Origin of the sequence: Thauera humireducens (genome assembly GCF_001051995.2) — a bacterium.
Taxonomy (GTDB): domain Bacteria; phylum Pseudomonadota; class Gammaproteobacteria; order Burkholderiales; family Rhodocyclaceae; genus Thauera; species Thauera humireducens.
Window position 1 is genome coordinate 883057 of sequence record NZ_CP014646.1, and the last position, 18534, is coordinate 901590.

The window sequence follows — 18534 nt, forward strand, 5'->3', positions numbered from 1 at the left end:
GATCACGATTATTGAACAACCTGCCGGGTGAAGATGGGTGGCGCCTGGTACGGGCAATAGCCACGAAATCGCTCCCCGCCGCGCCTTCATCGGCGCGGGGCAGCGATTTTTTTGTGTGCGTCGCACGTGGGCGCTGGCAGTTCGGGAACGGACAGACATGAATCCGTGTCCATAGCCGCCGGAATCCTGTTGTCCATACCTCAACAATCCTTGCCCAGCCCCGACAGGCCACCAGATCATGCACGCCATCCGCGATGGTCATTCTCCCGCTCGTTCCAGTGATCTGCTTGCGTTCGCGGTGGTGTTCGCCATCGTTCTATGTACGCTGATCCCCGCGCATGACTTGCGCCGTCTCGCCCAGATCATGGTGTTGGCACTGCCTGCGATGTGTCTTCTGCTGTGGCCGGTTGAAGCCTTGCGCATGCGCCGACTGCGCGCCCTGTTCGTCGGCTTGTGGGCGGGGGGCTTCATGATCGACGGTGCAGTCAGGGCCTATCTGGCACGCACTTATCAGGCTTCGGCCGACAGCGCACTGGTCCTGACCGCAGTCGCGAACACGGGTACAGGCGAGAGTGTCGAGTATCTTTCGATGTACTGGCCCGCGATGCTGCCCTGGGTCGCCGTCCTCATGGCTGGCGGTCTTGCGATGGTCTGGGCGCTTCGGCGGACGATCGTCTCCCCGGTGCAGGCAGGCGTGCCGCGCGCGAACGGAGCCAGGATGCCCCTCGTGCGGCGATGGTTGGCCCTGCTGCTTTGTGCGGTACTGCTTCTCAGCGCGCTTGCCTATGCGCTCAAGCCGTGGCGGCGCTTGCATCCACTGGTGTTCTGGTCCGACTGGGTGGCGTCCGTTCAGGAGCTCCGTGACGAATGGGCGGATCAGGACGAACTCCGGCAGCGAACCCTTGCGCGGGCTGCCGGACTGCAGCCGACGGTCTTGTCCGAGGGGCCCTCGACGGTCGTCGTGGTGATATCGGACAGCGTCAATCGCGACAATCTCGGACTCTATGGCTACACACGGGAGACCACCCCACGGCTTGAACGACTGCGGGATGAACTCGGCGACACCTTTCTGGTGTTGAGGCATGCGTGGTCGGTGGATGCCGGTACGCTGGCGTCCTTGCGGAACCTGTTCTGGTTCGGCAACTACAACGCGCCGGAGCCGATGCACGTGCTGGCCCTGGCGCGTGCCGCCGGCTATCACGTCACGTGGATCAGCAATCACGACGACATCGCCATCGATCAGTCACATGCCGCCTTTGCAGACCGGATCGAGAGGCTGAGCCGTACGCCCGGCCGATCGAACCGCTCTGCCGACATCGATACGCTGAAGCCCCTGCGGGCGGCGCTCGCGGACCCGCAACCGCGCAAGCTCATCGTCGTTCACCTGATGGGAGCGCATCCGCATTACAGTTTCCGCTATCCGAAAGGGGCCAATCCGTTCGACGATGGATTCGACGCGGTCGAGCACGAACTCGAGCAGGAAGGGCGACCGGTGTGGCTGCAGGTGCTCCGTGACGAGTACGACGCGGCGCTCCTGCATCACGATACCGTTCTGGCCGAAACGTTCGAACTGCTGCGGCAGGCGCCGGGCTCCGGCGACTATCGCGCCTGGCTCTACCTGTCCGATCATGGACAGGAGGTGGGCCATGACGCCGACCATGCCGGCCACAGCTCGCACACCGTTGCCGGTTTCCGCATTCCCGCGATCGTCTGGCAGAACCAGGCCCGCAGCACCCTGCCGGCGGATGCATGGCGCCGTCCTTTCCGCGTTGACTGGACCGGGTGGACGCTTGCGCACCTGCTCGACGTCCGCTGGCAGGGCGACGATCGGGGTCGCGACGTTCTGGACGCCGCATACCGCTGGGCCGATCCACAGCTTCCGGTCAGCGTAGCTTCATTCGAAAACTGAGGCGGCGTCGAGCCGGATCGGCGTCGTCTTCCAGATCTCGCGCGCGTACGCGTCGATCGTGCGGTCGGACGAAAAGAGGCCCATGCCGGCGACGTTCAGCAGCGCGGATCGGGTCCAGGCCTCGGGTTGCCGGTACAACGCGTCCGCACGCTGCTGGGCCTCGACATAGCTGGCGAAGTCCGCCAGCAGCAGGTAGTGGTCGCCCCAGTTCATCAGCGCGTCGAACACGGCCTGGTAGCGCCCGCGTTCGCCAGGGCTGAACAGGCCGTCACGTACGGCATTCAGCGCCGCCGCCAGTTGCGGATTGGCCGCGTAGCAGTTGCGCGGCTGGTAGCCCTGCGCGCGGATGTCGGCGACCTCTGCGGTCGTATGGCCGAAGATGAAGATGTTGTCGTCACCGACCTGTTCGCGGATCTCCACGTTGGCGCCGTCGAGCGTGCCGATCGTGATGGCGCCGTTCAGCGCGAGCTTCATGTTGCCGGTGCCCGAGGCCTCGGTGCCCGCGGTCGAGATCTGTTCCGACAGGTCGGCCGCCGGAATGATCAGCTCGGCCAGGCTGACGCTGTAGTTCGGGATGAAGACGACCTTGAGCCGGCCGCGCAGCCGCGCGTCGGCATTGACCACCGCCGCCACGTCGTTGATGAGGCGGATCACCTGCTTGGCCATCACATAGGCGGACGCGGCCTTGCCCGAAAAGATCACCACGCGCGGCACCCAGTCCGCATCGGGCTTGGCGAGGATCGCCTGGTAGCGCGCGATGACGTGCAGCAGGTTGAGCAGCTGGCGCTTGTACTCGTGCATGCGCTTGACCTGCACGTCGAACAGCGCGCCCGGGTCGATGTCGATGCCGAGGCGTGCGCCGACGTAGTCGGCCAGACGCTGCTTGTTCGCCCGTTTGGCCGAGCGGAAGGCGTCGAGGAAGTCGCGCTCGTGCTGGTACTCGCGCAAGGCCGCCAGTTCGTGAAGGTTGCGTCGCCAACCTGTGCCGAGGCGTGCGTCGAGCAGGGCGGCCAGGCCGGGATTGGCCTGTGCGAGCCAGCGCCGCGGGGTGACACCGTTGGTCTTGTTGTTGAAGCGCTCCGGCCACAGGCGGGCGAAGTCGGCGAAGATCGACTGCCTCATCAGTTCCGAGTGCAGCACCGACACGCCGTTGACCGAATGCGATGCGACCACCGCGAGGTAGGCCATGCGCACACGACGCTCACCGTGCTCGTCGATCAGTGACACGCGGCGCATCAGTTCGACATCGTGCCCGTGTGCGGCGGTGAGGTCGGCGAGGAAATCGGCGTTGATGTCGAAGATCATGCGCAGATGGCGCGGCAGCACGCGGCCGAGCATGTCCACCGGCCAGGTCTCCAGCGCCTCGTGCATCAGCGTGTGGTTGGTGTAGGAGAACACGCGCCGGCACAGGGCCCACGCCTCCTTCCACGGCACACCGTGCTCGTCGACGAGCAGGCGCATGAGTTCCGGCACGGCCAGCACCGGATGGGTGTCGTTGAGATGGATGCTGACCTTGTCCGGCAGGGCGTCGAAATCGCGGTGGTTCACCCGATAGCGGCGCAGGATGTCCTGCAGGCTGGCCGAGACGAAGAAGTACTCCTGACGCAGACGCAGCTCGCGGCCCGACAGGGTGGAATCGTCCGGATACAGCACGCGGCTGACGTTCTCCGAGTGGTTCTTGCTCTCGACCGCACCGAAGTAGTTGCCCTGGTTGAAGGCCGACAGATCGATTTCCTCGGTGGCCTTGGCCGACCACAGCCGCAGCGTGTTGGTCACCTCGGTGCCGTAGCCCGGGATGATCGTGTCGTAGGCGTTTGCCAGTACGTCCTCCGTGCCGACCCAGCGGACCACATCGCCTTCCTGCTCCAGGTGTCCGCCGTAGCGTACGCGGAAGCAGATCTCGGGCCGGTGGAATTCCCACGGGTTGCCGTGCGCCAGCCAGTAGTCGGGCACCTCGACCTGCTGTCCGTCGATGATCTGCTGGCGGAACATGCCGTAGTCGTAGCGGATGCCGTAGCCGAATCCGGGCACGCCGAGTGTCGCCATCGAATCGAGGAAACAGGCCGCGAGCCGGCCGAGGCCGCCGTTGCCCAGTGCCGCATCCGGTTCGAGGTCGATGACGACGTCCGGATCGACCTCCAGTTCGGTCAAGGCCTGACGCACGGTGGGCATCAGGTCGAGCGCGAGCAGGGCATTGCTGAAGCTGCGGCCGATGAGGAATTCCATCGACAGGTAATAGACGCGCTTGACGTCTTGCGCGTAGCTGGCGCGGATGGTCTTCATCCAGCGCTCGACCAGATGGTCGCGCACCGCATAGGACACCGCATGGAGCCAGTCCTCGGGCCGGGCGGACTCCGGATTCTTGCCCACCTGGTACATCAGCTTGTTCGAGATCGCACGTCGGAAGGCCGCGACGTCGCGCGACAGGTGGTCGTACTGGTGGGTGAACTGGGAGAGGTCCATGGGCGGGTTCAAGTTACGGTCCGGTCGTTGCGATCGAGGCGTCGGTGTCGTCGGCGGTCAGGCTGCGATCTGGCGGTACAGTGCGAGGTACTGGTCGGCGGCATCGCGCCAGCCCGAAGGGTGGCGCATCGCGCGTTGCTGCACCGACTTCCAGTCTGCCGGGCGGCGGTACAGGGCAAGCGCGCGCCGGGCGGCACCAAGCAGGCCAGCGGCAGAGAAATCGTCGAATACGAACCCGGTCGCATCCTCGTCCAGCGTCTCGAGGCGGCTGTCCGAGACGGTGTCGCCCAGCCCGCCGACGCGACGCACCAGCGGCAAGGTGCCGTACTTGAGGCCGTAGAGCTGCGTCAGCCCACAGGGCTCGAAACGTGACGGGACGAGGATGACGTCGCTGCCGGCGATGAGCCGGTGGGCGAAGGCTTCGTCATAGCCGATCCGTACGGCGACGTGCGCCGGGTCCGCGTCTGCCGCGGCGCGGAAGGCTGCCTCGAGCGCCGCGTCGCCACTGCCGAGCAGGGCGAACTGCGCACCGCGCGCGATCAGCTCCGGCAGCGCCTGCAGGATCAGATGCAGGCCCTTCTGGTCGGTCAGGCGGCTGACCACGCAGAACAAGGGAGAGGCCTGCGTCGCGGCCAAGCCGAGTTCCTGCTGAAGACTCGCCTTGCAGCGCGCCTTGCCCTCGAGCTGCTCGGCCGAATAATGCGCGGGGAGCAGGGCGTCGAGCGCCGGATTCCACACCGATTCGTCCACGCCGTTGAGGATGCCGGTCAGGTCGTGCGTGCGCTGGCGGAGCACGCCGTCCAGGCCGCAGCCTTGCTCCGCGGTCTGGATCTCGCGGGCATAGCCGGGGCTGACGGTGGTGATGCGATCAGCGTAGTAAAGGCCCGCCTTCATGAAGTTGATCCGGCCGTGGAACTCGAGCCCGTGCATGCTGAAGAACGATGGCGGCAGCCCCAGTTCGGCAAAGTGGTGGCTGTCGAACAGTCCCTGGTAGGCGAGGTTGTGCACCGTATAGACGGACGCGGGCAGGCCGCGGACGCCGGCGTCGTGCGCTGCACGCAGATAGGCCGGCGCCAGCGCGGCGTGCCAGTCGTGCGCGTGCACGACCTGTGGCCGCCAGCCCCCGTCCAGCCCCTGTGCGAGCTTGCCGGCCGTCCAGCCGAGCAGGGCGAAACGCCGATGGTTGTCGGGGTAGGCGTGCTGCTGCGCGTCGGCGTAGGGGCCGCCGGCGCGCAGGTAGAAGGCGGGGGCGTCGATCACGTAGGCGTCGACGCCGCAGGCGGGCAGCCTGCCACGCAGCAGGCGGGCATCGGCGGCTTCAAGGCCGGCAGGTGGCGTGAGACGGGCAAGCTCGACCGCGTCGTGCAGGTCGGCCAGGATCGGCGCGAATCCGGGCAGCAGCACGCGGGGCTCCGCACCGCAGGCGCTCAGCGCAGCGGGCAGGGCGCCTGCCACATCGGCGAGGCCGCCGGTCTTGAGCAGGGGATAGATTTCGGCGCAGACCTGCAGGATGCGCATCGTGATCTCCTTAGAGTGCGGCAAGCATGTCCCGGGTCACCAGGACCACGCCGTTTTCGGTACGGTGGAAACGCCGGGCGTCGAGCTCAGGATCCTCGCCGATGACCAGCCCTTCGGGCAGCTTGCAGCGGCGGTCGATGACGACCTTGCTCAGCCGGCAATGCCGGTTGATCTGCACGTCGGGCAGGACGACCGCATCGCTGATGTCGCAATACGAGCGCACCAGCACGTTCGAGAACAGCACGGAATTGCGGACGACGGAGCCCGACACGATGCAGCCGCCCGACACCAGCGAATTGAGCGCTTCGCCCCGACGTCCGTCGATGTCGTGCACGAACTTGGCGGGTGGCAGCTGCTCCTGGTAGGTCCAGATCGGCCAGTCGCGGTCATACATGTTCAGCGCCGGCGTGGTGGAAGCCAGGTCCAGATTGGCCGCCCAGTACGCGTCCACCGTGCCGACGTCGCGCCAGTAGGGGCCCGAGTAGGGCGGGGTGGCGATGGCGGACATGGTGAAGGGGTGGGCCAGCGCCTGGCCCTCGGCCACCGCGCGCGGAATGATGTCCTTGCCGAAGTCGTGGCTCGAGTCCGGGTTGCAGGCGTCCTCGTCGAGCAGGCGGAAGAGGTACTCGGCGGTGAACACGTAGATACCCATGCTCGCCAGCGACATGTCGGGGTTGTCCGGCACGGTCGGCGGATCCGACGGCTTTTCGACGAAGGCGGTGATGTGGCGCTGCGCATTGACGGCCATCACGCCGAAGGCGCTCGCCTCGGTGCGCGGCACCTCGATGCAGCCGACGGTGACGCCACGCCCGCTCGCCGCATGGTCGGCGAGCATGATGGAGTAGTCCATCTTGTAGACGTGGTCGCCGGCCAGGATGACGACGTACTCCGGCGGGCGCGAATCGCGGATGATGTCGAGGTTCTGGTAGATCGCATCGGCCGTGCCCCTGTACCAGTGCTCCTCGTCGACGCGTTGCTGGGCGGGCAGCAGGTCCACGAACTCGTTCATCTCGTTGCGCAGGAAGCTCCAGCCGCGCTGGATGTGGCGCAACAGCGAGTGCGACTTGTACTGCGTGATCACCCCGATGCGCCGCAGTCCCGAGTTCATGCAGTTGGACAGGGCGAAATCGATGATGCGGAACTTGCCGCCGAAATGGACCGCAGGCTTGGCCCGCACGTTGGTCAGATCGCGCAGACGCGAACCACGCCCCCCGGCCAGCACCAGGGCCAAGGTTCGTCGCGCAAGCATCCGTGATTCGGCACTGCGGTTGATGTCCATGGTTCGCTCCCTCGTGATGTGGTCGTCGTGCGCCGGGGCCTGCGTCGGGTCGAATCAGGTGATGACGGTCGGCGTCGCCATGCCGCTGTGGCTGCGGATCGCGGCGATCTCGTCGGCGATGCGGATCAACTCGGCTAGCGCGGTCTGCGCGGGCAGGTCGTGCCGGCTGGCGTCCGGCTCGAAGCGCTCGAGATAGACCCGCAGCGTCGCGCCCTCGGTGCCCGTGCCGGACAGTCGGAAGACCACGCGGCTGCCGCCGTCGAAGATCAGGCGCACGCCCTGGCGGGTGCTGACGGAGCCGTCGACCGGGTCGGTATAGGCGAAATCGTCGGCCTGGTCGATGCGCAATCCGGCACCGCAGTCACGGCCCGGCAGATCGGGCAGCTTCGCCCGCAGCGCGGCCATCAGGGCATCGGCGCGCTCGGTGGCGATGCCTTCCCAGTCGTGGCGCGAGTAGTAGTGGCGGCCGAAGCGCGCCCAATGCGCGCGGACCAGCGTATCGACCGACTGCCCCGTCACTGCGAGGAGGTTGAGCCAGAACAGCACCGCCCACAGGCCGTCCTTCTCGCGCACGTGGTTCGAGCCGGTCCCGTAGCTCTCCTCGCCGCACAGCGTCGCACGGCCGGCGTCGAGCAGGTTGCCGAAGAACTTCCAGCCGGTGGGCGTCTCGTGGCAGGGGATGCCGAGCGCCGCGGCGACCGCGTCGGCCGCGCACGAGGTCGGCATCGAGCGCGCGATGCCCGCCAGCCCGTCGCGGTAGCCGGGCACGCGGGTGGCGTTTGCGGCGAGGATGGCGAGGCTGTCCGACGGGGTCACGACGAAATCGCGGCCGAGGATCATGTTGCGGTCGGCATCGCCGTCGGAGGCAGCGCCGAAGTCGGGCGCCTGCGGGCCGCTCATGGTCGCGATGAGTTCGGTGGCGTGCGCGGGGTTGGGGTCGGGGTGATGGCCGCCGAAGTCCTCCAGCGGCTCGCCGTTGACCACCGTGCCGGCCGGCGCACCGAGCATGCCTTCGAGGATGGCGCGGGCGTAGGGCCCGCTGACGGCGCTCATCGCGTCGAAGCGCATGCGCCCGCCCTTGGCGAACCAGGCGCGCATGGCGTCGAAGTCGAACAGTTGCTGCATCAGCGCCGCATAGTCGGCCACCGGGTCGATGACCTCGACCTGCATGTCGCCGATGCGCTGCGTCCCGAGGGTCTCCAGATCGATGTCGGCGGTGTCGGCAGCGATGTGGTATTCGGACAGGACGCCGCTGCGCGCGTAGATCGCCTCGGTGATGCGCTCGGGCGCCGGGCCACCGTTGGCGATGTTGTACTTGATGCCGAAATCGCCTTCCGGCCCGCCGGGGTTGTGGCTGGCCGACAGGATGATGCCGCCGAAGCAGGCGTGCTTGCGGATCACCGCGCTCACGGCCGGCGTCGACAGCAGCCCGCTGCGGCCGACCAGCACCTTGCCGAAGCCGTTCGCGGCCGCCATGCGCAGGATGGTCTGCACCGCCGCGCGGTTGTGGAAACGGCCGTCGCCGCCGACCACCAGGGTCTGGCCTGTGCGGTCCGGAAGGATGTCGAACAGCGCCTGGACGAAGTTCTCCAGATAGTGCGGCTCCTGGAACACGCTGACTTTCTTGCGCAGGCCGGAGGTACCGGGACGCTGGCCGGGGAAGGGACGGGTGCTGACGGTGTCGATGTTCATGACGAAGTGTTTTCAGAGGGTGAATGGTGCGGCTCGGCCGCAACGGTCGAGTCGATCAGGATGCGGAGGCTGCGGGCTGCAACAGCGATGGGGCCGGTAAGGGGCGAATTGGTATCCGGTGCCGGCGCGCCATCTCGACGGTCGCTGTCAAACACGCAGGTCCAGGCGCCGGCGGGCAGGACGAAGCGACGCGGTGATGCTTCGGGATTGACCAGCACCAGGGCGGGTGAGCCCTTGCCGGCCCCCGGGTCGAGGCGCACCGCGAGCGCGCGGTCTGCGGTGCCTGCCCAATCCCCGCCCGTGAGCGCCGTGCCGTCCGCACGCAGCCACAAGGCCGAAGCACTGTCAGGCGTCGCCTCCGCCGCCGGCGACAACCAGCGTCCGATGCGCAAGGCCGCCCAGCGATGGCGCAGTTGCAGCAGACGCCGGGTGCAGGCGAGCAGGTCGCGGTCGGCAGCGGCCCAGTCGAGCCAGGTCGTGGCGTTGTCCTGGCAATAGGCGTTGTTGTTGCCGCCCTGGCTGTGGCCGATCTCGTCGCCCGCAAGCAGCATGGGCGTGCCCTGCGAGCACAGCAGCGTCGCCATCAGCGCACGCTGCAGGCGATGGCGGCGTTCATTGACCTCGATATTGTCGGTTTCGCCTTCGACACCGCAGTTCCACGACGCATTGTGGTGATGGCCGTCGCGGTTGTTTTCGCCGTTGGCGTGGTTGTGCTTGTGGTCGTAGCTGACGAGGTCGCGCAGCGTGAAGCCGTCGTGTGCGGCGAGGTAGTTGATGCTGGCGGTGGGCGCCCGTGCGTCATGGTGGAACTGCGCGCTCGAGCCCGCCAGCCGGTGCGCAAAGACGCCGCGGTCGCCGATGCCGCGCAGCCACCAGGCGCGCATCGTGTCGCGGTACTGGTCGTTCCACTCCATCCAGCCGGTTGGAAAGGCACCGAGTTGATAGCCGCCGGCGCCAAGATCCCAGGGCTCCGCAATCCATTTCAAGTCCGCAAGGATCGGGTCGGCCTGCAGCGCGGTGAAAAAGCCGGCGTCGCGGTTGAAGTTGCCGTGGCGGTCGCGCCCAAGCGTGCTGGCGAGGTCGAAGCGGAAGCCGTCCACGCCGTAGTGCGTGGCCCAGTGGCGCAGGGCGCCGACGACCAGTTCCACCACGCGCGACTCGGCCAGCTTGACGCTGTTGCCGCAGCCGGTCCAGTTCTGATCGTGCGCAGGATTCCCGGGCACGAGGTGGTAGTAGCGCGCATTGGCCAGCCCGCGCAGCGACAGGGTCGGTCCGGATGCGTCGGTCTCGGCGGTGTGGTTGAACACCACATCGAGCACCACCTCGATCCCCGCGGCGTGCAGGGTGTCGACCATGTCGCGGAACTCGCCGGCCGGGCTCGTGCCGGGCCGGCCGCTCCAGTAGCGCGTCTCCGGCACCAGCCAGGCGATGGGGCTGTAGCCCCAGTGGTTCGACAGGCCGCGCAACTGCAGGGCCGCCTCGTCGGCACGGAAGTGCACCGGCAACAGGTTCAGCGTGGTGATGCCCAACTCGCGGTAGTGCGCGAGCATGGCCGGGTGGGCGAGGGCGGCGTAGCTGCCGCGCAGGGCCGGCTCGATCGCCGGGTGGCGCATCGTCAGGCTGCGGACATGGATTTCGTAGAGCACCATGCGGTCGCGCGCGATGCGGGGGCGGGGCGGGCGCGCGGCATACAGGGCCGACGCAGGGACGCGCGCCTTGAGCGCATGGCGGGCGTTGTCGCGCGGGTCCGGCTGTTCGGGGGTCTTGGGAAGGTGGCCGAGATGAAGCGCGAGTTCGGCGGCGAGCGCGGCATCGTCCGCGGGTCCCGGTCCCCGCCGCCCGTAGCTGCCGACGACTTCCTGCGCCCACGGGTCGAGCAGCAGCTTGGCCGGGTTGAAGCGGTGCCCCTGGTGCGGGGCCCATGGGCCATGCGCCCGCAGCCCATAGACGAGGCCCGGTCCGGCACCTGGCAGCAGGCCGTGCCATACGCCCTCGCTGCAGCAGGGCAGGTCGTGGCGCTGCAGCTCATGCTCGCCGCGATCGTCGAAGAGACAGAGTTCGAGCCGTGTCGCATCCGGCGCCCACACGGCGAAATTCACCCCCGCCTGTTCCCCGTCGGCCACGCAATGCGCGCCGAGCGGAGCGGGCCGTCCGGGTGCGAGCGTGATCGTCCTCGCGGGCGTGTGGGACAGGTCAGTCACGGCGCACCAGCATCAGGGCGGCCAGGGGCGGCAGCGTCAGCGTCAGCGACTGCGCCTGGCCTTGCCATGGAACCGGCTCGCTGACGCGCGGCGGATTGCCGACGCCCGAGCCCCAGTACACCACCGAATCGGTGTTGATCAGCTCGTGCCAGGTACCGGCGGCCGGCACGCCGATGCGCCAATGCTCGCGCACGACCGGGGTGAAGTTGCAGGCGACGACGATGCGCTGCCCGTCGCGCGCGCGTCGCTCGAATACCAGCACCGAGTGGTCGGCATCGTCGTGGCTGATCCAGCCGAAGCCTTCGGGCGCCGTGTCCTGTTCGTACAGCGCAGGATGGCTGCGCAGCACCAGGTTCAGGTCGCGCACCAGGCGCTGCATGCCCGCGTGCGGCGCGTGCTCGGTCAGGTGCCAGGGCAGGGACTCGTCGGCATTCCATTCCTGCCAGGGCGCGAATTCGCAGCCCATGAACAGCAGCTTCTTGCCCGGATGCCCCCACATGAAGCCGTAGAGCAGGCGCAGATTGGCGAATCTCTGCCAGTCGTCGCCCGGCATCTTGGCGAGCAGCGAGCCTTTGCCGTGCACCACTTCGTCGTGCGACAGCGGCAGCACGAAGTTCTCGGTAAACGCATAGACCAGCGAAAAGCGGATCTGGTCGTGATGGTAACGGCGGTGTACCGGCGCCTTCGCCATGTAGGACAGCACGTCGTTCATCCAGCCCATGTTCCACTTGAAGTGAAAACCCAGGCCGCCGGACTGCAGATCGGGCGAGGGTGGGCGGCTGACCTGCGGGAAGGCGGTCGATTCCTCGGCCAGCGTGATCGCCTCGGGTCGCTGCGTGGCGATCAGATGGTTCAGCCGGCGCAGGAAGTCGATGGCTTCGAGGTTCTCGCGCCCGCCGAAGCGGTTGGGAACCCACTCGCCTTCCTTGCGGCTGTAGTCGCGATAGAGCATCGAGGCCACCGCGTCGACACGCAGGCCGTCGATGCCGAAACGCTCGATCCAGTACAGCGCGTTGCTCGTCAGGTAGTTGCGGACCTCGGCGCGGCCGTAGTTGTAGATGAGCGTGTTCCAGTCCTGATGGAAGCCTTCGCGGGGGTCGGTGTGTTCGTAGAGGTGGCTGCCGTCGAAGCGTGCCAGGCCGTGGGGGTCGGCGGGGAAATGCGCCGGCACCCAGTCGAGGATGACGCCGATCCCGGCGTCGCGGGCCGCGGCGGTGAAGGCGCGGAAGTCTTCCGGCGTGCCGAAGCGCGACGTAGGTGCGTACGGCCCGGTGGGCTGGTAGCCCCACGAACCGTCGAAAGGGTGTTCCTGGATCGGCATCAACTCGATGTGGGTGAAGCCGTGCTCGACCACGTAGGGAATCAGTCGCTCGGCCAGTTCGCGGTAGCTGAGCCAGTTGCCATCGGCCTTGCGCTGCCATGAGCCGAGATGGACCTCGTAGATGCTGATCGGCGCATCGAGCGCGTTCGCGCGGCGGCGCTCGTCGTCGATGGCGACCCCGGGAAGCAGGCGCTGCACGACCGAGGCCGTCTGCGGCCTGAGTTCGGCGCGGAAGGCGAAGGGGTCGGCCTTGATGCGGATGATGCCGTCGCAACCGAGGACTTCGTACTTGTACAGGTCGCCATCGCCGACATGCGGCAGGAAGATCTCCCACACGCCGCATTCCCGGCGCAGCCGCATCATGTGGCGGCGTCCGTCCCAGTTGTTGAAGCCGCCCACGACCGATACGCGCCGCGCGTTCGGCGCCCATACGGCGAAGCGCGTGCCGGCGATGCCGTCGACGACGACCGGATGCGCGCCGAGCCACTCGTAAGGGCGGTGATGAGTGCCCTCGGCCAGCAGCCAGACGTCGAGGTCGGTAAGCTGCGGGCCGAAGCGATAGGCGTCCTCGATCTCACTGGTCAGGCCGGGGTCGCCGTTGCCGTCCTGCCACTGCACCCGCAGGCGGTAGGGAAAGCGCTGGCGCCGCCGCGGCAGGGTAGCGGCAAAAACATCGCCGTGCGGCAGACGTTGCAGGGCCGCCACGCGCCGACCACGGGCATCGACGACCTCAACCGTCCGCGCGGTCGGCAGCAGTGCGCAGACCACGATCTGGCCATCGATCTCGTGCATGCCAAGGCACGCGAAGGGGTCGGCATGACGCGCCTGCATCAGGCGCGCGATATCGTCCGAGGAAAGCAGCGCGGCGTCGACGCGAGCGGCGGTCTCGCCGGGGTGCGCGTCAGGCTGTGGGGCCGCTCCTTCGTTCATGTGCCTTCCCGTACGGCATGGCGCCGTGTCGCTGTCGTCATCAGCCCAAATCCTGACACAAACGACGCGTGCTGCGGTGCACGATCAACGCTGGCTCGATCCACCGCAAACCCGGGGGCATCGTGCCGGCGATTCAGACCGGACGACGGCGATAGCGGGCGATGAGCGCGGCGGTGCTCGCATCGTGCGGGTGGCGGTCCTGGTCGGCGGCAAGATCGTCGAGCACGCGGGCCGCCAGCTGCTTGCCCAGTTCCACGCCCCACTGGTCGAAGGAGTTCACGCCCCACACCACGCCCTGCACGAAGGTGCGGTGCTCGTACAGCGCCAGCAAGGCGCCGAGAGTGCGCGGATCGAGCCGCTCCAGCAGCAGCGTGTTGCTCGGCCGGTTGCCCGGGAAGGCGCGATGCGGCGCCAGCGCCCGGACCCGTTCTTCGGCAAGACCCGCGGCGCGCATCTCGGCGGCGACCGCGTCGGCCGACTTGCCACGCATCAGGGCTTCGGCCTGGGCGACCATGTTGGCGAAGGCGAGGCGGTGGTGGTGCTCGGCGCCGTCCGGGCGCGCGAGCACGCCGATGAAGTCGACCGGCGCGAAACCCGTGCCCTGGTGCAGCATCTGGAAGTAGGCGTGCTGGCCGTTGATGCCGGTTTCGCCCCAGATCACCGGGCTGGTGGGGTGTGCCACCGGCGTGCCGTCGAGTCGTACCGACTTGCCGTTCGATTCCATGTCGAGCTGTTGCAGGAAGGCGGGCAGGCGGTGCAGGCGCTGGTGGTAGGGCGCGATCACCTGGCTGCGCGCATCGAGGAAATCCACGTTCCAGATGCCGAGCAGGGCCATGAGTACCGGCAGGTTCCGCTCGAAGGGCGCTTCGCGGAAATGCACGTCCATCGCATGCGCGCCGGCGAGCAGTGCGTCGAAACCCTGCGTCCCGATCTGCAGCACGATGGGCAGACCGATGGCGCCCCACAGCGAATAGCGGCCACCCACCCAGTCCCAGAAGCCGAACATGTTGGCGGTGTCGATGCCGAAGCGGGACACCGCTTCGGCGTTGGTCGAGACCGCGACGAAGTGGCGGGCGATGGCTGCCTCGTCGCCCGCACGCCCGATCAGCCAGGCGCGCGCGGTGTGGGCGTTGGTCAGGGTTTCCTGGGTGGTGAAGGTCTTGGAGGCGACGATGAACAGCGTGGTGCCGGGGTCGGCGCTGCGCAGCACGTCATCGATCTGCACGCCGTCGACGTTCGACACGAAGTGCAGGCGCAGGCGCGGATGGGCAAAGGGCTTGAGCGCTTCGCACACCATCAGCGGGCCCAGGTCGGAGCCGCCGATGCCGATGTTGACGATGTCGGTGATCGGGCGTCCGTCATAACCGCACCAGTCGCCGCAGCGAACCGTTTCGGCGAAGCGGGCGACGCGCTCGCGCACGGCCACGACATCGGGCACCACGTCGCGTCCGTCCAGCAGCACGACCTCGCTGGCCGGCCGTCGCAGTGCGGTATGCAGCACTGCACGCTGCTCAGTCGTGTTGATGCGTTCGCCTTCGAACATGGCCGTCCGGCGCTGCGCCAGGCCGGACGTCTTTGCCAAGTCCAGCAGAAGGCGCAAGGTTTCATCGGTGACGCGGTTCTTCGAGTAATCGAGGAAGAGGCCGCAGGCCTCGACCTGCATCCGCCCGGCGCGCGTGGAGTCGGCCTCGAACAGTTCGTTGAGGTGACGCTCGCCGAGTTCGGCACGATGGGCAGCAAGGCGCTGCCAGACGGATTCCGGGGTGGTAGTGCTCATGTTCGAAGTGTCGGATCAGGGTCCCGCAAGGCGCCGGACCCACACTGCCTATTGTGCCTGTTTTGTCGTGTCGTAACCCACGCGGACAGGGCATTTCAGCGCCGCTGCCGCACCTCGCAGCGCGGCATACGGCGCATCGATCACGAAAGTGGGAATACGGCTGAGATAGGGCGAAAAACGCCCCTTGTCCTCGAAGCGCGAGCGGAAGCGCGACTGTGCAAACGACGGGCCCAGGCGGGGCAGGATGCCGCCGCCCAGATACACGCCGCCACGCGCACCGAGTGTCAGTGCCAGGTCGCCTGCCACGGTGCCGAGCATGGCGCAGAAGAGGTCCAGCGCCTCGACGCAATACGGGCAGGTGCGCCCAAGGGCTCGGGCCGTGATGTCCGCGCTGCCCAACTCGCATGGCGGGGCATCCGCAAGGTCGCGCACGGCGTCCTGCAGCATGACGAGACCGGGGCCCGACAAAAGCCGCTCTGCCGACACATGGTCGTGGTGCCGCCACATCCACTCGATGATGCGTGCCTCGCGCGCGTCGCGTGCGGCCAGCGTGACATGACCCCCTTCGCCCTGCAGCGGCAGGTAACCGTCCGCAGTGGGCACGAGGCCGGATACGCCCAGGCCGGTGCCGGGGCCGATCAGGCCGATCGCCTGTCCGGCCACTGGCGTACCGCCGCCCACGGCGTGCAGGTCGTCGGGCCCCAGGCGCGGCACCGACAGGGCGAGCGCGGTGAAGTCGTTCACCAGCAGCAGGCGGTCGAGGCCCAGGTGCTCGCGCAACCGTTCGACCGAAAAGCGCCAGCGATGGTTGGTCATCGCCACTGCGTCGCTCGTGACCGGGTTGGCGATGCCGAAAGCAGCCACCGGAGGCGGGGCAATGGCCTCGAGCTCGAAATAGTGCCGAAGGGCGTCCTCCGGCCCGGCGAAGTCTGCACAGCGCAGCGCGCGGACATGGCTGAGGCGGTCGCGCACGTCCGCGATGGCGAAGCGTGCGTTCGTGCCGCCGATGTCACCCACGAGCCGCGCTTGCGCGGTCTGCGGTGTTTGCGTGAAAGTGCTCAATGATCGGGCAACGAGGATTGAAGAGATGAGCGCAATCATGAAACCGCGCACCGATTCTGTCCAACGACATCAGGGCGCGCCGTCAGGCGTCCATCGTCGTCCCGTCTTTTCCTGCGCTGAACCCATTCGGGATGCTCCATGAATCGGTCGAGACATAGCGGCATTCTCTTGCACTTCACCTCGCTGCCGGGGCCACACGGCTCGGGCGATTTGGGGCCGTCGGCCTACCACTTCGTCGACTGGCTGGTGGCAGGCGGGCAATCGCTGTGGCAGGTCCTGCCGGTTGGCGGCATCGGGCCGGGCAACTCGCCGTACATGAGCCCGTCGGCCTTTGCCGGCAACGAACTGCTGATCGATCTCGCGCAACTCGTGGAGCAGGGCTGGCTCGAGGTCGATGCCCTGGAGCCGGACCCTGGCTTCCGCGACGAGCGGGTGGAGTTTACCCAGGTGATCGCGTTCCGCATGTCGCGGCTGAGGCGCGCGGCGCGGCGATTCCGTGCCGCAGGGCGCGAGGCTGAGCGGCGGCGCTTCGAGGCCTTCTGTCGTGCGGAGCAGGGCTGGCTCGACGACTACGCCCTGTTCATGTCGCTCGATGCACGGCAGCGTGCGAGGGGCGCGGCCGACAGCACGTGGCAGGACTGGCCACCCGCCCTCGCGCGTCGCGAGCACGCGGCGCTGGCGGATGCGACAGCCGAACTCGAGGAGGAATGCGCGAGCTGGAAGTTCTGGCAGTGGTGCTTCCGCGAGCAATGGCTGCGCCTGAAGGCCTACGCCAACGGGCGTGGTGTCCGCATCGTCGGTGACATGCCGATCTTCGTCTCGCCGCATAGCGCCGACGTCTGGGCACATCCGCAGCTCTTCGATCTCGAGGCAGATGGTCGCCTGCGCGTGGTGGCCGGCGTGCCCCCCGACTACTTCAGCGCGACGGGCCAGCACTGGGGCAATCCGCTGTACGACTGGGCCGCCCATGCGCGCGAGGGCTACGGCTGGTGGATCGGGCGCATGCGCAATGCGTTGATGCTGTTCGACCTCGTGCGGGTCGATCACTTCCGGGGCTTCGAGGCTTACTGGGCCATCCCGGCGACGGCGAACAGTGCGGTCGAGGGCGCATGGCGGCCGGGGCCGGGGAGGGCGCTGTTCTCCGCCCTGTACGCTGCGCTGGGCCTGCAGCCGACCCCGCACAGCGCCGGTCGCCGGATCATTGCCGAGGACCTCGGCATCATTACGCCCGCCGTTGACGCGCTGCGGGCGGCGGCCGGGTTGCCCGGCATGCGGGTCCTGCAGTTCGCCTTCGACGGCGATGCCGGCAACGCCTACCTGCCGCATAACTTCAGTCACGACACGGTCGTCTATACCGGCACGCACGACAACGACACCACGCCCGGCTGGTGGAAGGCGCTGCCTGGCGGGGCGCAGGACCAGGTGCGGCGCTACCTCGCGGTCCGCGGCGATTGCATCCACTGGGATCTGATCCGTGCCGCATCTGCCTCGGTGGCACGACTGGCGGTGTTTCCGATGCAGGACGTGCTCGGTCTCGACAGCGCCGCCCGCATGAACCGCCCGGGCAGTATCGAAGGTGTGTGGGGCTGGCGCTTCCACTGGGGCCAGGTCGAGGGCTGGCACGCCGACCACCTCGCCGAACTGAGCGCCCTCTACGACCGGCGCCCGCGAGCGGAGGCCCCGACACCTGAGTCGGCCCGGGGCGCTGATATACTCGCGCCATCCCATTAGCGACCCGGCCCGCGCGGCATGCCATTCAATATTCCCAACACCCTCACCTGGGCCCGCATTGCGCTGATCCCGATTTTCGTGGGCGTTTTCTACCTGCCCGACGCTTGGCTGTCCGTACCGCACAAGAACCTGATCGCCACTGCCCTGTTTGCCGCCGCTGCCATCACCGACTGGTTCGACGGCTACCTGGCGCGCGCGCTCGGGCAGACGTCCGCCTTCGGCGCCTTCCTCGACCCCGTCGCCGACAAGCTCATGGTGGCCGCCGCGCTGATCCTGCTCGTCCAGCTTGCGCGGGTCGATGCCATCATCGCGGTCATCATCATCGGTCGTGAGATCACGATCTCGGCACTGCGCGAATGGATGGCCCGGGTCGGCAAGTCGGCCAGCGTGGCCGTCGCTTATGTCGGCAAGCTCAAGACCGCCGCGCAGATGGTCGCCATTCCCCTGTTGCTGTACAACGCGCCGTTGCTGTCCATTGACGTGACGAAGCTTGGCAGCGTGCTGATCTACGTTGCTGCTGCGCTTACGCTGTGGTCGATGGGGTATTACCTGCATCGCGCGATTCCCCTCCTGATGGCAGACCACAAGAGCTGAGGGCGCGCGGGCGCAATATCGGCTTGACAGACAAGAAATGCTGCCTATAATGGCGGT

The 18534-nt window shown here is 67.7% G+C and carries 11 protein-coding genes; 3 read left to right on the top strand and 8 right to left on the bottom strand.

The window, feature by feature from the left end; all coding sequences use genetic code 11:
• The first annotated feature begins 238 nt into the window (after nucleotides 1–238).
• Nucleotides 239–1909, top strand: coding sequence for a phosphoethanolamine transferase (locus AC731_RS04135; RefSeq protein WP_048709425.1), 1671 nt, complete (start codon nucleotides 239–241; stop codon nucleotides 1907–1909).
• On the opposite strand, the gene AC731_RS04140 is transcribed toward AC731_RS04135, so the two are convergent.
• The 8 genes from AC731_RS04140 to AC731_RS04175 all read right to left on the bottom strand — a co-directional run bounded on the left by AC731_RS04140 (nucleotide 1895) and on the right by AC731_RS04175 (nucleotide 16107).
• Nucleotides 1895–4372, bottom strand: a complete 2478-nt coding sequence (locus AC731_RS04140) for a glycogen/starch/alpha-glucan phosphorylase (protein WP_048709426.1) — start codon at nucleotides 4370–4372, stop codon at nucleotides 1895–1897. The genes AC731_RS04135 and AC731_RS04140 overlap by 15 nt on opposite strands.
• Before the next feature lie 57 nt (nucleotides 4373–4429).
• Complete coding sequence (glgA, locus tag AC731_RS04145; RefSeq protein WP_048709428.1) at nucleotides 4430–5890, bottom strand: glycogen synthase GlgA; 1461 nt, start codon at nucleotides 5888–5890, stop codon at nucleotides 4430–4432.
• A gap of 10 nt (nucleotides 5891–5900) precedes the next feature.
• Entirely contained in the window at nucleotides 5901–7169 is a 1269-nt protein-coding gene (gene glgC / locus AC731_RS04150; protein ID WP_004251766.1) for a glucose-1-phosphate adenylyltransferase, read from the bottom strand.
• Nucleotides 7170–7223: 54 nt separating this feature from the next.
• A complete protein-coding gene (locus tag AC731_RS04155; RefSeq protein ID WP_048709429.1) occupies nucleotides 7224–8861 on the bottom strand; it encodes an alpha-D-glucose phosphate-specific phosphoglucomutase in 1638 nt (545 codons plus the stop codon).
• Entirely contained in the window at nucleotides 8858–11062 is a 2205-nt protein-coding gene (gene glgX, locus AC731_RS04160; RefSeq protein ID WP_237266601.1) for a glycogen debranching protein GlgX, read from the bottom strand. Before glgX ends, AC731_RS04155 begins: the two co-directional genes overlap by 4 nt.
• Nucleotides 11055–13313, bottom strand: a complete 2259-nt coding sequence (glgB, locus tag AC731_RS04165) for a 1,4-alpha-glucan branching protein GlgB (protein ID WP_205626631.1) — start codon at nucleotides 13311–13313, stop codon at nucleotides 11055–11057. The genes glgX and glgB overlap by 8 nt, the downstream gene beginning before the upstream one ends.
• Before the next feature lie 133 nt (nucleotides 13314–13446).
• Nucleotides 13447–15090, bottom strand: a complete 1644-nt coding sequence (gene pgi / locus AC731_RS04170; protein ID WP_048709431.1) for a glucose-6-phosphate isomerase — start codon at nucleotides 15088–15090, stop codon at nucleotides 13447–13449.
• A 48-nt stretch (nucleotides 15091–15138) separates the two neighbouring features.
• Entirely contained in the window at nucleotides 15139–16107 is a 969-nt protein-coding gene (locus AC731_RS04175; RefSeq protein WP_048709433.1) for a glucokinase, read from the bottom strand.
• 183 nt (nucleotides 16108–16290) lie between these two features.
• Here AC731_RS04175 and malQ point away from each other — a divergent pair, with 183 nt between their 5' ends.
• Both malQ and pgsA read left to right on the top strand, forming a co-directional pair.
• The gene (gene malQ, locus AC731_RS04180) at nucleotides 16291–17883 is read left to right on the top strand and encodes a 4-alpha-glucanotransferase (protein WP_048709435.1); all 1593 of its coding nucleotides are present in this window, start codon (nucleotides 16291–16293) and stop codon (nucleotides 17881–17883) included.
• Nucleotides 17884–17901: 18 nt separating this feature from the next.
• Nucleotides 17902–18477: a CDP-diacylglycerol--glycerol-3-phosphate 3-phosphatidyltransferase gene (pgsA, locus tag AC731_RS04185; RefSeq protein WP_048709437.1), complete on the top strand. Its 576-nt coding sequence runs from the start codon at nucleotides 17902–17904 to the stop codon at nucleotides 18475–18477.
• Nucleotides 18478–18534 lie beyond the last annotated feature (57 nt).

Bases quoted from the DNA above. Each gene is read 5' to 3' on its own strand.
- glgA (WP_048709428.1), bottom strand. From the start codon at position 5,890: ATGCGCATCCTGCAGGTCTGCGCCGAAATCTATCCCCTGCTCAAGACC.
- pgsA (WP_048709437.1), top strand. From the start codon at position 17,902: ATGCCATTCAATATTCCCAACACCCTCACCTGGGCCCGCATTGCGCTG.
- AC731_RS04155 (WP_048709429.1), bottom strand. From the start codon at position 8,861: ATGAACATCGACACCGTCAGCACCCGTCCCTTCCCCGGCCAGCGTCCC.
- AC731_RS04135 (WP_048709425.1), top strand. From the start codon at position 239: ATGCACGCCATCCGCGATGGTCATTCTCCCGCTCGTTCCAGTGATCTG.
- glgC (WP_004251766.1), bottom strand. From the start codon at position 7,169: ATGGACATCAACCGCAGTGCCGAATCACGGATGCTTGCGCGACGAACC.
- pgi (WP_048709431.1), bottom strand. From the start codon at position 15,090: ATGAGCACTACCACCCCGGAATCCGTCTGGCAGCGCCTTGCTGCCCAT.
- glgB (WP_205626631.1), bottom strand. From the start codon at position 13,313: ATGAACGAAGGAGCGGCCCCACAGCCTGACGCGCACCCCGGCGAGACC.
- AC731_RS04140 (WP_048709426.1), bottom strand. From the start codon at position 4,372: ATGGACCTCTCCCAGTTCACCCACCAGTACGACCACCTGTCGCGCGAC.
- malQ (WP_048709435.1), top strand. From the start codon at position 16,291: ATGAATCGGTCGAGACATAGCGGCATTCTCTTGCACTTCACCTCGCTG.